The organism is Micromonospora eburnea (genome assembly GCF_900090225.1).
In the GTDB taxonomy this organism is placed as follows: domain Bacteria; phylum Actinomycetota; class Actinomycetes; order Mycobacteriales; family Micromonosporaceae; genus Micromonospora; species Micromonospora eburnea.
Window position 1 is genome coordinate 327,079 of record NZ_FMHY01000002.1, and the last position, 14,197, is coordinate 341,275.

Consider the following 14,197-nt stretch of genomic DNA (forward strand, 5'->3'; position numbering starts at 1 on the left):
CGGCGTACGCCCCAGATCCCGTCACACCGCCGGCTCGGGCGAGGTGAGATCGCTGCCCGCCGGCGTCCCCGGTGCTCCGGGGGAGCCGTCGGCCGCGGCCAGGTTGGCCAACACCACGTCGAGGACCCGGACCGCACCGGCCTTGGAGAGCGGGTTGTTGCCGTTGCCGCACTTCGGGGACTGGACGCAGGACGGGCATCCCGACTCGCAGCCGCACTCGGCGATCGCGTCACGGGTGGCACGCAGCCACGCCGCCGCCGTCCCGTACGCCCGCTCGGCGAAGCCCGCCCCGCCGGGGTGGCCGTCGTACACGAAGACGGTGGGCGCCTCGGTGTCCGGGTGCACGGCGGTCGACAGTCCGCCGATGTCCCACCGGTCACAGGTCGCCATCAGCGGCAGCAGGCCGATCGCGGCGTGCTCGGCGGCGTGCAGGGCGCCCGAAACGTCGGCGGGCTCCACCCCGGCGAGCGCCAGGGACTCCGGGGAGAGGGTGAACCAGACAGCGACGGTGCGCAGCTCGCGGGCGGGCAGGTCCAGCGGCCGGGTGTCGATCACCTCGCCGGTGGCGATCCGCCGCCGCTGGTACGACACCACCTGGCTGGTCACGTCCACCTCGCCGAGGAAGAGCCCGACCGGCCCGGCGTCCACGTACGACCGGACCGACGCCACGGACAGCGAGGTGACGTCCCGGGCATGGGTGGACCAGTCCGGCTCCTCGGCGTGCACCAGCGCGCACCCGTCGGCCAGGTCGAGCGAGTCGACCACGTACGAGACGCCCTGGTGCAGGTGGACCGCGCCGGGATGGAGGAGGAAGTGCGAGGAGCCGCCGTCGACGGTGCCGAGCAGCCGTCCGGTGGACGCCTCGACCACGCAGACCGGTGCCCCGTCCTCGCCGCGCAGATCGACCTCGGGGCGTTCCCGGTGCCGCCAGTACCAGCCGGTGGGCCGTTGCCGCAGGGCGCCGGCCCCGACCAGCGAGTCGACCGCCTCCTTCGCTCCCGCCCCGAAGAGCTCCAGGTCGGCCGGGGTGAGCGGGGCCTCGAATGCGGCGCAGGCGAGCTGTGGGGCGAGCACGTACGGGTTGGCCGGGTCGAGCACGGTCGCCTCGACGGGCCGCCCGAAGAGCGCCTCCGGGTGGTGCACCAGGTAGGTGTCGAGCGGGTCGTCCCGGGCGACGAGCACCGCGAGGGCCTCGTCGCCGGACCGGCCGGCCCGTCCCGCCTGCTGCCAGAGCGACGCCCGGGTGCCGGGCCAGCCGCAGATCAGGACCGTGTCCAGCCCGACCAGGTCGACGCCGAGTTCGAGGGCGTTGGTGGAGGCGAGCCCCAGCAGGTCGCCGCGCAGCAGCGCGCGTTCCAGCTCGCGCCGCTCCTCCCGCAGGTAGCCGCCCCGGTAGGCGGCCACCCGGTCACCCAGCCCGGGCACCGCCTCGTCCAGCGACCGTCGGGCGTTCGCGGCGACCACCTCGGCGCCGCGTCGGGACCGGACGAAGGCGAGCGTGCGGACCCCCTCGACGACGCTGTCGGCGAGCAGGTCGGCGGTCTCCCGCAGCGCGGACCGCCGGACCGGAGCGAGGTCCGCGATCTCCTCGACCGCCGATGAGGGGGGCAGCAGCGGCGGCTCCCACAGCGCGAAGGTCACCCCGCCCCGCGGCGAGGTGTCCTCGGTGACGGCCGCGACCGGCAGGCCGGTGAGCCGTTCGGCCGCCGCCGCCGGGTCGCCCGACGTCGCCGAGGCCAGCACGAATACCGGCGAGCCGGCGGGCACCGCACCGGTGCCGCGGCGCGAGCCGCCGCGCGCCTGTGTGGGAGTGAGCGCCTGTGCGGGGGTACGGCCGCCGTACTTCGCGCACTGTCGGCGTAGCCGGCGCAACACGTGCGCCACGTGTGAGCCGAACACGCCGCGGTAGGTGTGGCACTCGTCGACCACCACGTACGTTAGCCGGCGCAGGAACCCGGACCACTGGGCGTGCCCGGGCAGGATGCCGTGGTGCAGCATGTCCGGGTTGGTCAGCACGAACCGGGAGTGCTGGCGGATCCAGTCCCGCTCGGCGCGCGGGGTGTCCCCGTCGTAGCAGGCCGGGCGTACCCCGTCGAGCTCCAGCTCGGCGACGGCGCGTAACTGGTCGGCGGCGAGCGCCTTGGTCGGGGCCAGATAGAGCACGGTGGCGCGCGGGTCGGCCAGCAGCGCGGCCAGTGCCGGCAGTTGGTACGCCAGCGACTTGCCGGACGCCGTCCCGGTGGCCAGCACCACGTGCTGCCCGGCGTACGCCAGCTCGGCGGCCTCGGCCTGGTGCCGCCACGGGGCGTCCACCCCGCGCCGGGCGAACGCCGCCCGCAGCTCCGCGGGGACCCACGCCGGCCAGGGGCCGGCGTGCCGGCGCGGGCCGGCACCCGCTCGACGTGGGTGACCGGGTCGGTGGCGTGCCGGGCGCGCAGCCGACGCAGCAGCTCGGCCGGCGGCTGCCCGGAGCCATTGCGCGGGGACCCGGCGCCGGACGAGGGCGTCAGGCCGTGGCGCGGCGGCGGACTCGCCGAGCTGATGCCGTCGATGGTCACGTCCTGCACCTTCGGAAACGCGAATCGGGGTGATGAAATGCGGGGGGCCTGGGTAAAAGGGTGCCTCGGCCGGTGAACACGGGCATTCCGGCGGAGATGGTTAGATGCCCAGGAGAGCTTACCGAGGAGGGGCCGATGGAGCTGTCGCTGGCGACCCGCACCGTGGGGGAGCACACGGTGCTCGAGGTCGGCGGTGAGGTGGACGTGTACACCGCGCCACGCCTGCGGGAACGGCTCCTCGAACTGATCGACGGCGGCGCTCGCCGGGTCGTGGTCGACCTGGGGCGGGTGGATTTTCTCGATTCGACCGGCCTCGGCGTGCTGGTCGGCGCACTGAAGCGGCTCCGCTCGGCGGATGGCTCCTTCGCCCTGGTCTGCGACAAGGAGCCGCTACTCAAGATCTTCCGGATCACCGCGCTGGACCAGGTCTTCCCGCTGCATCCCACGGTTGATGCGGCGGTCGGCGCCGACCCGACCGGCGCCGGCGCGTGATGGCGACGGTCAAGCTCTCCTTCTCGCCGGCCCCGGTGCACGTCCGCACCGCACGCCTGGTCGGCGTCGCGGTGGCCCGGCGGGCCGGCGTACGCGAGGACCTGCTTGACGAGGTGCGCCTGGCGATCGGTGAGGCGTGCACCCGCGCGGTCGCCCTGCACCGGCAGTACGGGCTGTCCGATCCGGTGCTGGTGGAGATGTCCGACAGCGGGGCGTACTCGGTCCGGGTGGTGGACCGGGCGCCGATCGAGGCGGGCATCGGTCTCGCCGCCCTGCCCCCGGACGAGCTGGCCAAGGAGTCGCTCAGCGAGGATGCGTTGACCACCGGGGTAGGCTTCGCCCTGCTCGCCGGTTTTGTCGAGGACCTCCAGGTGCGCCCGGTCGACGAGGGTGTCGGCACCGAGGTCCGGATGGTGTGGCCGGCCGGCCACTGACCCGAGATCTTGTCGCAGGCCGCGTTCCCGCCCGGGGAACGCGGCCTCGTCGTGCTGCCCCGGCCATATATCAGATTTTTTCGCATAGCACAGCGACGTAGATCATCGGGACACGGTGCCCCTCGGTGTGACCCTCAACACGCCGGAGGGCTACAGTACCCGGGTTATCAGCAAGTGATCCGTCCCGCAGCCAGCGGGAATGGGTGTTCATCGCTGGTCCGCCGGGGTGGGTTGGCGCGCGCTTGCGAGTCCGCATCCAGGCGTCGGTTCGTGCGTCTCCACGGATCGGCGCGAGTGTTCGGTACAGGAGGACATAGATGTCCGGGACCTTGGCCGCCGACGGCGGCGCTCTGTCCCTTACCGGAGCCAACGTGACTTACGTCGTCATCGCCGCGGTCATCGCGCTGGTGGCGCTCGTCTTCGCCGCCACCCTTACCAGGGCGGTGCTGGCAGCCGGTACGGGCACCAAGAACATGCAGGAGATCTCCGGGGCCGTGCAGGAGGGCGCCTCGGCGTACCTGCTGCGGCAGTTCCGCACCCTGGCGATCTTCGTGGTCATCGCCGTCGTGCTGCTGTTCCTGCTGCCGGTGCACGACACCGACGGCAACCAGACCCTGGTGAAGATCGGCCGGTCGGCGTTCTTCGTGGTGGGCGCCGGGTTCAGCGCGTTCATCGGCGGCGCCGGTATGTGGCTGGCCACCCGCGCCAACCTGCGGGTCGCCGCCGCCGCCCGGGAACGGGAAGGCGGGCGCGAGGGCGCCATGAAGATCGCCTTCCGGACCGGTGGCGTGGTCGGCTTCCTCACCGTCGGCCTCGGTCTCTTCGGCGCCGCGCTGGTCGTCCTCCTCTACAAGGGTGACGCCCCGACCGTGCTGGAGGGCTTCGGCTTCGGCGCCGCGCTGCTCGCCATGTTCATGCGGGTCGGCGGCGGCATCTTCACCAAGGCCGCCGACGTCGGCGCCGACCTGGTCGGCAAGGTCGAGCAGGGCATCCCGGAGGACGACCCGCGTAACGCGGCCACCATCGCCGACAACGTGGGTGACAACGTGGGTGACTGCGCCGGCATGGCCGCCGACCTCTTCGAGTCGTACGCGGTCACCCTGGTCGCCGCGCTGATCCTGGGCCGGGCCGCGTTCGGCAACGAGGGCCTGGTCCTGCCGCTGATCATCTCCACGATCGGCGTGCTGGTGGCGATCGTCGGGGTCTTCATCACCCGGCTGCGCGCCTCCGACCGCAACGGGCTGACCGCGATCAACCGGGCCTTCTACCTGTCCGCCCTGGTGTCCGCGGTGCTGGTGGCGATCGCCGTGTTCGGCTACCTGAAGCCGACCTGGGCGGACCTGCTCGGCGACAACTGGCGCGAGACGCTCAACGTCACCGGCGGCGAGCCGCCGCTCGGCCCGCGCGGGCTGGCCATCGGCGCGGTGCTGATCGGCATCGTGCTGGCCGCCGCGATCCAGGCGCTCACCGGCTACTTCACCGAGACCAACCGGCGCCCGGTGCAGGACATCGGCAAGAGCTCGCAGACCGGCGCGGCCACCGTAATCCTCGCCGGCATCAGCGTCGGCCTGGAGTCGGCGGTCTACTCGGCGCTGCTGATCGGTGCCGGCGTCTTCGGCGCGTTCCTGCTCGGCGGCAGCTCCATCACCCTGTCGCTGTTCGCGGTCGCGCTGGCCGGCACCGGCCTGCTCACCACCGTCGGCGTGATCGTCGCGATGGACACCTTCGGCCCGATCTCCGACAACGCGCAGGGCGTGGCCGAGATGTCCGGCGACATCGACGAGCACGGCGCGCGGACGCTGACCGAGCTGGACGCGGTCGGCAACACCACCAAGGCGATCACCAAGGGCATCGCGATCGCCACCGCGGTGCTGGCCGCGACCGCGCTGTTCGGCTCGTACACCGACACGCTGCGCAGCTCGTACTCGGACGCGGGCGTGGGCGACGTGGGTGCCGAGATCCTCAACGCGCTCAACGTGGCCAACCCCCGCAACCTGGTCGGCCTGATCGTCGGCGCGGCGGTGGTCTTCCTCTTCTCCGGCCTGGCCATCAACGCGGTCTCCCGCTCGGCCGGCGCAGTTGTGATGGAGGTACGCCGGCAGTTCCGCGAGCTGCCCGGCATCATGGACCGCACCCAGCGCCCCGAGTACGGCAAGGTCGTCGACATCTGCACCCGGGACGCGCAGCGCGAGCTGATGACCCCCGGTCTGCTGGCCATCATGGCGCCGATCGCGGTCGGCTTCGGCCTCGGCCCGGGTGCGCTGGCGTCGTACCTGGCCGGCGCGATCGGGGCGGGCACGTTGATGGCGGTCTTCCTGGCCAACTCCGGCGGCGCCTGGGACAACGGCAAGAAGCTGGTGGAGGACGGCGCGTACGGCGGCAAGGGCTCCGAATCGCACGCCGCCACCGTCATCGGTGACACCGTCGGCGACCCCTTCAAGGACACCGCCGGTCCGGCGATCAACCCGCTGATCAAGGTGATGAACCTGGTCTCGCTGCTGATCGCGCCGGCCGTGGTGGCCTGGAGCGTGGGCGCGGACAAGAACACCGGCCTGCGGGTCACGGTCGCCCTGGTGGCCGCGCTGGTCATCGTGGTGGCCGTGGTGTTCAGCAAGCGTAAGGGCGTCGCGATGGCCGATTCCGGTGACGCCGGCGCGGGCAGCCCGGAGGAGCGGGTGGAGGCGGTCGGCGCCTGAACCCGGCGAGACGGTCAGGGTTCCCGGTCGGCGTGTCTGCCGGCCGGGAACCGGCCCGTTCGGCGGCCCGGTGCCCGAAACCTGACCGCTGGCACTTCCACCGGGAGGCCGTACGCTGCTTCGCATGCGTACGCGCCGGGCGGCAACCGCCGGAAAGCTCACGGTGGTCCTGGCCACGCTCGGTCTCGTCCTCGCCGGGTGCGGCGGCCCCAGCCCCAGGGCCTGGGCCGCGTCGGTCTGCCAGGCGCTCACCCCGTGGCGCGCCGAGATCAACAAGCTGACCAGCAGCACCCAACAGCAGATGACCGCGCAGACCACCCCCGCGCAGGCCAAGGAGAACCTGGTCCGGCTCTTCGCCGGGGCCGAGCGGGCCAGCGAGACCGCCCGGCACAAGGTCGAGCAGGCCGGTGTGCCGGAGACCGACCACGGCGAGGAGATCTCCGCCGGGTTCCGCGCCTCGCTGAGCAAGGTACGCGACGCGTACGGTCGCGCCCGGGCCACCATCGAAGAGCTGGACACCGCTTCGCCCGGCCCGTTCTACGACGGGGTGCGGGCCGCGGTGGACACCCTCAACAAGGAGTACGACGCGAGCGCGCTGGACACCAGCAAGCTCAATTCGCCAGAGCTCAAAGAGGCCTTCGACGAGGTCCCGGAGTGTCGCTGACGCCGCCATCCCCGAACCCGATCCGCCAGCCCTCGCTGTTCTCCACGGAGGCGGCCGACCCGGCCCTGGCGGACCTGGCCGGCCTGCTCGCCGGCCCAGCGGAGGCGGTCCGGATGGGCGGCACCGCCCGGATCTCGGTGGTGGTGGCGGCGGCCTGGCGGGTGCACGTGCTGGTGGCCGAGCTGGACGCGCGGGGCGTGGCGGCGAGCTGGGAGCCGACCGAGGACGGCCGGCACCTGGTCCGCACCGCGTACGCCACCACGCTCGCGCCGCTCGCCACGGCCTGGCTGCGCGGCGCGGCGAAGCGGCCCCCGGCCGGCTTCCACCTCAACGGGCGTCGGCTGCGGCTCTGGCTGGCCGCCGCCGGTTCGGCCGACCCGGCGGGTTTCCGGCTCGGTCTCGGTCCTGCGGAGGAGGAGTGCTGGCCGCGGGTGCGGGTCGCGCTCGCCGCGGTGGGGCTGCCGGCGGCGTTCGTCGAGCCGGACGAGGGCGGGCCCGCGTACCGGATCGCCGGGCGGCGGCGGGTGGCCCGGCTGGCCGAGCTGGTGGGTGACCGGCCCCGCGCCGCGCCGGCCGCCGAGTGGCCGGACGCCGGCTGAGGCTCGGCCGCCGACCTGAGCGCAAGCCCGCCGGCTGTCCGATCCCGGACACCGCCGCTCGGCGGTTTGCCCAGGAAAACGGAGCGGTGTCGGTTCGCCCGAGGGTGAGTGATCGTCACAGTGACCTGCTCGACACCCTACCCACGGTGTACGGTGACGCCGTTCGGCGGGTGTCGCCGCGCGAGCCGGCCCGGCAGTCGCCCGAACCGGACCGTTTGCCGCCCACGAAACCCAAAGCGCGGACGGCGCGTTACGTTGGACATCCGGACCACCCGTGGTCCGGCTGGTATGACCATGCCCGAAACGGGCAGTGGGCAAGACGGCCCGGGCACGGGCCGAACGCAGGAGTGAGGTCGGGGAGAGACGTGCCGAGCAACGCTGGAACCACCCGTCTGGTCATCGTCGAGTCACCGGCGAAGGCCAAGACGATCTCGGGCTACCTCGGCCCGGGGTACGTCGTGGAGGCCAGCTTCGGCCACGTTCGGGACCTGCCCCGCAACGCGGCCGACGTGCCGGCCAAGTACAAGGGTGAGCCGTGGGCGCGGCTCGGCGTGGACGTCGACAACGGCTTCCACGCCCTCTACGTGGTCTCCGCCGACCGGAAGCAGCAGATCAGCAAGCTGACCAAGCTGGCCAAGGAGGTCGACGAGATCTTCCTGGCGACGGACGAGGACCGCGAGGGCGAGGCGATCGCCTGGCACCTGGTGGAGACGCTCAAGCCCAAGGTGCCGGTCAAGCGGATGGTGTTCCACGAGATCACCAAGCCGGCCATCCAGGCCGCGGTGGCCAACCCGCGGGAGATCGACCGGGACCTGGTCGACGCCCAGGAGGCCCGGCGCATCCTCGACCGGCTGTACGGCTACGAGGTCTCCCCGGTGCTGTGGAAGAAGGTCATGCCGAAGCTCTCGGCGGGCCGGGTGCAGTCCGTGGCGACCCGGATCGTGGTCGAGCGGGAGCGCCAGCGGATGGCCTTCCGCACCGCCGAATACTGGGACATCCTGGCCAGCCTCACGGTGGCGAACCCGGGCGACGGCCCGCGGGCGTTCAACGCCACCCTGATCGCGTTGAACGGCGACCGGATCGCCACCGGCAAGGACTTCGAACCGACCACCGGCCGGGTGAAGGCCGGTGCGGGCGTGGTCCACCTCGACGAGGGCGGGGCCCGGGGGCTGGCGGCACGCCTGGAGGGCCGCCCGTTCACGGTCACCCGGGTCGAGGAGAAGCCCTACCGCCGCCGCCCGTACGCGCCGTTCATCACCTCCACGCTCCAGCAGGAGGCGGCCCGCAAGCTGCGGTTCTCGTCGCAGCAGACGATGCGCACCGCGCAGCGGCTCTACGAGAACGGCTACATCACCTACATGCGTACCGACTCGGTGAACCTGTCGGAGACCGCCATCGCGGCGGCCCGTCGGCAGATCGTCGAGCTGTACGGCGAGCGCAGCGTGCCGCCGGAGCCGCGCCGCTACACCGGCAAGGTGAAGAACGCGCAGGAGGCGCACGAGGCGATCCGCCCGGCGGGGGACAACTTCCGCACCCCGGGCGAGGTGGCCAAGGAGCTGTCCGCCGAGGAGTTCAAGCTCTACGAGCTGATCTGGCGGCGCACCATCGCCTCGCAGATGACCGACGCGGTCGGCTCCAGCGTGTCGGTGCGGATCCGGGCGCTCTCCTCCGCGCAGGAGGAGGCCGACTTCGGCGCGACCGGCAAGACCATCACCGACCCGGGCTTCCTGCGCGCGTACGTCGAGTCGAGCGACGACGAGAACGCCGAGGCCGAGGACGCCGAGCGGCGGCTGCCCACCCTGGTCAAGGACCAGCCGCTGACCGCCGAGGAGTTGGCCGCGCAGGGCCACCACACCCAGCCGCCCGCCCGCTACACCGAGGCGTCGCTGGTCAAGGCGCTCGAAGAGCTGGGCATCGGCCGCCCGTCGACGTACGCGTCGATCATGCAGACCATCCAGGACCGCGGCTATGTCGTCAAGCGCGGCCAGGCGATGATCCCGTCGTTCCTGGCGTTCGCGGTGATCGGGCTGCTGGAGCGGCACTACCCGCGCCTGATCGACTACGACTTCACGGCCAGCATGGAGAACGAGCTGGACGAGATCGCCGGCGGCGACCACGCGGCGGTGGACTTCCTCACCTCGTTCTACTTCGGCAGCGCCAACGGCACCGGCGACCAGGCCATCGCCCACGCCGGCGGGCTCAAGAAGCTGGTCACCGAGAACCTCAGCGACATCGACGCGCGCAGCGTCAACTCGATTCCGCTCTTCACCGACGAGGAGGGGCGCGAGGTCGTGGTCCGGGTCGGCCGGTACGGGCCGTACCTCCAGCGGGCGCTGCCGGGCGAGCCGACCGCGCCGACCGGTGAGGGCGAGGAGGGCGGCGCCCACGGCGACCGCGCGCCGATCCCGGAGGGCCTCGCGCCCGACGAGCTGACCCCGGAGAAGGTGCACGAGCTGTTCCTCGGCGGTGGGGGCGAGCGCAAGCTCGGCGACGACCCGGCCACCGGCGAGCCGATCGTGCTCAAGTCCGGCCGGTTCGGCCCGTACGTGGCCAGCGGGGAGCGTAAATCCTCGCTGCTGCGCTCGCAGTCGCCGGACACGCTCACCTTCGACGAGGCGCTCAAGCTGCTCAGCCTGCCCCGGCTGGTGGGGGTGGCCCCGGACGGGGCCGAGGTGTTCGCCAACAACGGCCGCTACGGCCCGTACGTCAAGCGCGGTGACGAGTTCCGCTCGCTGGACTCGGAAGAGAAGATGTTCACCGTCACGCTGGACGAGGCGCTCGCCCTGCTGGCCGCCCCGAAGACCCGCCAGCGTCGGGCCGCCGCGCCGCCGTTGCGGGAGATGGGCGCCGATCCGCTGACCGAGAAGCCGCTGGTCATCAAGGACGGCCGGTTCGGGCCGTACGTCACCGACGGGGAGACCAACGCGTCGCTGCGGCGCGGGCAGACCCCGGAGGCGCTGACCATCGAGGAGGCCTCCGAGATGCTCGCCGAGAAGCGCGCGAAGGGTCCGGCTCCGAAGAAGAAGGCAGCGGCGAAGAAGGCCGCACCGGCCAAGAAGGCCACCCCTGCCAAGAAGACACCGGCCAAAAAGGCAACCACGGCGAAGAAGAAGTAAGGAACCCAAGAGATCTTGGTACGTGCCTGCCCTCCGCGGGGCGGACACGTACCAAGATTCGGGGGTCGTGGTCAGGCGCCGAGGACTCGGGCCAGGTAGGGGTTGGTGAACAGGCGGTCGGGGTCCAGGCGGTCGCGGACGGTGAGGAAGTCGGCGAACTTCGGGTACGCGGTGGCAAGCGACGCCGCGTCCCGGTAGTGCAGCTTGCCCCAGTGCGGCCGACCGCCCAGTTCCGTCGCCACCTCCTCGAAGGCGCGGAAGTACGGCTCGAAGGGCATGCCCACGTACTGGTGGATGGCGAGGTAGACCGAGTCCCGCCCGTATCCGTGGGAGAGCCAGATGTCGTCGGCGGCGGTGAACCGCACCTCGACCGGGAAGAGCACCTTGAACGGCAGCCCGTCCACGATCCGCCGGAGCGCGTCGAGCGCGGCCGGCAGGACGGCACGGGGCAGGGCGTACTCCATCTCCACGAAGCGGACCCGGCGCGGGGTGCAGAAGACCAGGTCGGAGCGGCCGGTGTAGGTGCGTTCGGTGAGCGCCCGGGCGGAGACCGCGCTGATCCCCGGGGCGAGCGCCGGCACGGCCCGGCCCAGCCGGCAGGCCCCGGCGAAGACGCTGTTGGCGAGGAACTCGTCGTCCAGCCAACCCCGCCAGCGGGGCAGCGGCCGGTCGTCGGCGTCCACCCGGTCGTTGGTCTTGACCTGCACCCGGGTCGTGTACGGGAACCAGTAGAACTCGACGTGGTCGTGCTCGCCGACCAGCGACGGCAGGTCGGCCAACACCGCGTCCAGCGCCGCCGGCCGCTCGTGCGCGCGGAGCACGAAGGCGTCGACGCAGCGCAGCGTGACCTCGACCAGCACCCCGACCGCGCCGAGCCCGACCCGGGCGGCGGCGAAGACGTCGCGGTGCGCCTCCGCGGAGCAGTGCAGCACCTCGCCGGTGCCGGTGACCAGGGTCAGCGCCGTGACGAAGGTGGAGAGGCAGCCGAGCCGCGCGCCGGTGCCGTGGGTGCCGGTGGAGAGCGCGCCGGCCACGGTCTGCGCGTCGATGTCGCCGAGGTTGGGTAGGGCCAGGCCGTGGGTGGCGAGCAACTCGTTGAGGGCGTGCAGGGTCATCCCGGCCGGTACGGTGACCAGCCGGCGGGCGGCGTCGACGGTGACCCCGGTGTCCAGATCGGACAGATCGAGCCGGTGTCCGTCGGTCAGGGCGGCCCCGGTGAACGAGTGACCGCTGCCCACCGCCCGGATGGTCCGGCCAGCGCCGGCTGCGGCGCCGACCGCATCGACGACCTCGGCGACGGTCCGGGGGTGCGTCACAAGAGCGGCGGTGCTGTGCTGGTTGCCGGCCCAGTTGGACCAGGCGGCTGGCGTACCGGACATGGACGCTCCTAGACGTGAATAAGAACTGAATTCATATCAGGAACGTTGTGCCTGGTAAATACCGCAAGCGGGGCCCGCTCGTTGTACCGGTAGTCACAGTCTGGTGACGTGTAGATAGGTTCATCCGTCGAAGGGGGGTGGCGCCGAGTGTCCACACCAGCCGCCACGACCGGGCCGCTGCGCCGCGTACCGGTGCAGGGTCGAAGTGTCGCGCGGGTCCAGCGGATGCTGGACGCCTGCGCCGAGCTCGTCGACGAGGTGGGGTACGAGGGGTTGACCACCACCCTGCTGGCCGAGCGCGCCGAGGTCGCGATCGGCTCGGTCTATCAGTTCTTTCCGGACAAGCGGGCGATCGTGCAGGCGTTGACCCTGCGTACGCTGGAGTCCTACCTCCAGCGGCTCGACGAGCGGTTCGCCTCCGACGACCTGAGCGACTGGTGGGACGGCGTTGACGCGGCAATCGACGAGTACATCACGATGCACCGCACCGTCCCGGGGTTCCGTACCCTGCACTTCGGCGACGTGGTTGACCTGCACCTGCTCGACGAGCAGCGGGACAACAACGGCGTGATCGCCGACCAGCTCGCCCGGCTGCTCACCGAGCGGTTCGGCCTGGACGGCGTACCCGACTTCCGGTTCCATCTGGAGGTCGCGGTGGAGGCGGCCGACGCCCTGATCAAGCTGGCGTTCCGGCGTCGGCCGGAGGGCGACGAGCGGGTGCAGGTCGAGGCGAGGGCGCTGGTCCGGGAGTACCTGCACCGGCAGCTCGACGCCCGGACGGAGGCGGCCCAGCCGGGCTGAGCCGGACGCGGCCGGCCCAGCGCCGGCGGCGTGACACCGTGCGGCGCCCGGGGGGTGCGGCAGCCGTGCGGGACGGGCAGCGGCGGGTTCCCGAGGTACGCCGGGACCCGCCGTCACCCTTTCCGCCCGGCGGAACGCGTGCCTAGAGGAACGCGTGGCCCTCGCCCCGGTAGCTGGGCGCGGTGCCGACCACCTCGTCGCCGTCGACCAGGTGCAGCTCGTTCACCCGTTCGCACAGCTCGCCGGCCTTGGCATGGCGGAACCAGACCCGGTCGCCGACCCGCAGGGTGGTCGCGGCCGCACCGACGAGGGGGGTCTGCACCTCGCCGGCGCCCTCGGCCCCGAGCAGCTTCAGGCCCGCCGGCAGCCACGGGCGCGGCAGCCGGCTCTCCCCGGCCGCGCCCGAGGCGATCCAGCCGCCGCCGAGCACGGTGGCCAGTCCGGGCGCCGGCCGGCGGACCACGGCGCAGGCGAAGAACGCCGCCGGGGTGGGGCGCCAGGCCCGGTACGCGTCGAACAGCGTCGGCCCGTACAGGCCCGATCCCGCGGTGACCTCGGTGACCGCGGGATCGGCGCTGGTGGCGGCCACGCTGCCGGTGCCGCCGCCGTTGACGAACTCCAGGTCGGCGTGCTCGCGTACCGCGGCGACCGCCGCCGCCCGCCGGTCCAGCAGTTCCCGGTACGAGCGGCGCTGGGCGGCCCGGATCGCCGCGCCGCGTACCTGCTGCCCGGGTGGCGCGTCGCCGAGCCCGGCGATCTGCGCCTCGTACGACATCAGGCCGACCAGCCGGAAGCCCGGCCGGGTGGCGACGGCGGCGGCGAACGTGCCGGCCGCCCGGGCGCTGTGCACCGGGGAGCGGCGGACGCCCAGGTGCACCCGTCCGCCCAGGGGCCGCCAGGAGGCGTCCAGGTCGAGGCAGATCCGCAGCGCCGGCCGGCCCCCGGGCGGGCACACCGCGTCGACCAGGTCGAGCTGGCCGGGATCGTCGACCATCAGGGTCACCGCGGCGGCGAGCGCCGGATCGGCGGCCAGTTCGGCGAGCGCTCCCCGGTTGGCCGTGGGATACGCCACCAGCACGTCGTCGCTGACGCCGGTACGCGCCAGCCAGATCGCCTCGGGCAGGGTGAACGCCATCACGCCCCGCCAGCCGGGTCGGGCCAGCACCCGGCTCAGCAGTTCCCGGGCGCGGACCGACTTGCTGGCGACCCGGAGCGGCTTGCCGGCGGCGCGGCTGACCAGCGCGTCCGCGTTGGCATCGAAGGCGGCGAGATCGACCACGGCGTACGGCGGGTCGAGGTGTGCGGTCGCGCGATCGAGTCGATCGCGAAGTTCGTCAGGATCGGTGGCCACGTCTGCACGCTAACTGTCTGGGGGGTAATGCGAAATACCCTCGCGTCTGTCCGGGCTGCGGTCGATGGTGCCGGCGGCCTAGGCTCGGCAAGCAGGCGAATGTCGCG

The 14,197-nt window shown here is 72.6% G+C and carries 9 protein-coding genes and 1 pseudogene; 7 read left to right on the forward strand and 3 right to left on the reverse strand.

Features of this window, described 5'->3' with window-relative positions; genetic code table 11:
- Positions 1–21 precede the first annotated feature (21 nt).
- A pseudogene (locus GA0070604_RS01800) lies at positions 22–2,543 on the reverse strand (DEAD/DEAH box helicase).
- A 150-nt stretch (positions 2,544–2,693) separates the two neighbouring features.
- Here GA0070604_RS01800 and GA0070604_RS01805 point away from each other — a divergent pair.
- The 6 genes from GA0070604_RS01805 to topA all read left to right on the forward strand — a co-directional run bounded on the left by GA0070604_RS01805 (position 2,694) and on the right by topA (position 10,559).
- The gene (locus GA0070604_RS01805; RefSeq protein WP_091113090.1) at positions 2,694–3,050 is read left to right on the forward strand and encodes an STAS domain-containing protein; all 357 of its coding nucleotides are present in this window, start codon (positions 2,694–2,696) and stop codon (positions 3,048–3,050) included.
- Complete coding sequence (locus GA0070604_RS01810) at positions 3,050–3,484, forward strand: ATP-binding protein (RefSeq protein WP_091126838.1); 435 nt, start codon at positions 3,050–3,052, stop codon at positions 3,482–3,484. Before GA0070604_RS01805 ends, GA0070604_RS01810 begins: the two co-directional genes overlap by 1 nt.
- A gap of 317 nt (positions 3,485–3,801) precedes the next feature.
- Positions 3,802–6,180, forward strand: a complete 2,379-nt coding sequence (locus tag GA0070604_RS01815) for a sodium-translocating pyrophosphatase (protein ID WP_091113094.1) — start codon at positions 3,802–3,804, stop codon at positions 6,178–6,180.
- A 124-nt stretch (positions 6,181–6,304) separates the two neighbouring features.
- Positions 6,305–6,844, forward strand: coding sequence for a hypothetical protein (locus tag GA0070604_RS01820; RefSeq protein ID WP_091113098.1), 540 nt, complete (start codon positions 6,305–6,307; stop codon positions 6,842–6,844).
- Positions 6,835–7,443 carry a hypothetical protein gene (locus tag GA0070604_RS01825; RefSeq protein ID WP_091113101.1) on the forward strand — a complete coding sequence of 203 codons (609 nt, stop codon included), beginning with the start codon at positions 6,835–6,837 and terminating at the stop codon, positions 7,441–7,443. Before GA0070604_RS01820 ends, GA0070604_RS01825 begins: the two co-directional genes overlap by 10 nt.
- A 365-nt stretch (positions 7,444–7,808) precedes the next feature.
- The gene (topA, locus tag GA0070604_RS01830) at positions 7,809–10,559 is read left to right on the forward strand and encodes a type I DNA topoisomerase (protein ID WP_091113104.1); all 2,751 of its coding nucleotides are present in this window, start codon (positions 7,809–7,811) and stop codon (positions 10,557–10,559) included.
- Positions 10,560–10,630: 71 nt separating this feature from the next.
- Here the strand turns inward: topA and GA0070604_RS01835 are convergent, their stop codons facing one another.
- Positions 10,631–11,938: a D-arabinono-1,4-lactone oxidase gene (locus tag GA0070604_RS01835; RefSeq protein WP_091113105.1), complete on the reverse strand. Its 1,308-nt coding sequence runs from the start codon at positions 11,936–11,938 to the stop codon at positions 10,631–10,633.
- Between the two features lie 225 nt (positions 11,939–12,163).
- On the opposite strand from GA0070604_RS01835, the gene GA0070604_RS01840 reads away from it, so the two are divergent.
- Positions 12,164–12,739 (forward strand): TetR/AcrR family transcriptional regulator, encoded by a 576-nt coding sequence (locus GA0070604_RS01840; protein WP_091113108.1) that lies wholly within the window; start codon positions 12,164–12,166, stop codon positions 12,737–12,739.
- 142 nt (positions 12,740–12,881) lie between these two features.
- Here the strand turns inward: GA0070604_RS01840 and GA0070604_RS01845 are convergent, their stop codons facing one another.
- Positions 12,882–14,090 (reverse strand): amino acid deaminase/aldolase, encoded by a 1,209-nt coding sequence (locus GA0070604_RS01845; RefSeq protein ID WP_091113113.1) that lies wholly within the window; start codon positions 14,088–14,090, stop codon positions 12,882–12,884.
- Between the last annotated feature and the right edge of the window lie 107 nt (positions 14,091–14,197).

Bases quoted from the DNA above. Each gene is read 5' to 3' on its own strand.
- GA0070604_RS01815 (WP_091113094.1), top strand. From the start codon at position 3,802: ATGTCCGGGACCTTGGCCGCCGACGGCGGCGCTCTGTCCCTTACCGGA.
- GA0070604_RS01810 (WP_091126838.1), top strand. From the start codon at position 3,050: ATGGCGACGGTCAAGCTCTCCTTCTCGCCGGCCCCGGTGCACGTCCGC.
- GA0070604_RS01840 (WP_091113108.1), top strand. From the start codon at position 12,164: ATGCTGGACGCCTGCGCCGAGCTCGTCGACGAGGTGGGGTACGAGGGG.
- GA0070604_RS01820 (WP_091113098.1), top strand. From the start codon at position 6,305: ATGCGTACGCGCCGGGCGGCAACCGCCGGAAAGCTCACGGTGGTCCTG.
- GA0070604_RS01805 (WP_091113090.1), top strand. From the start codon at position 2,694: ATGGAGCTGTCGCTGGCGACCCGCACCGTGGGGGAGCACACGGTGCTC.
- GA0070604_RS01835 (WP_091113105.1), bottom strand. From the start codon at position 11,938: ATGTCCGGTACGCCAGCCGCCTGGTCCAACTGGGCCGGCAACCAGCAC.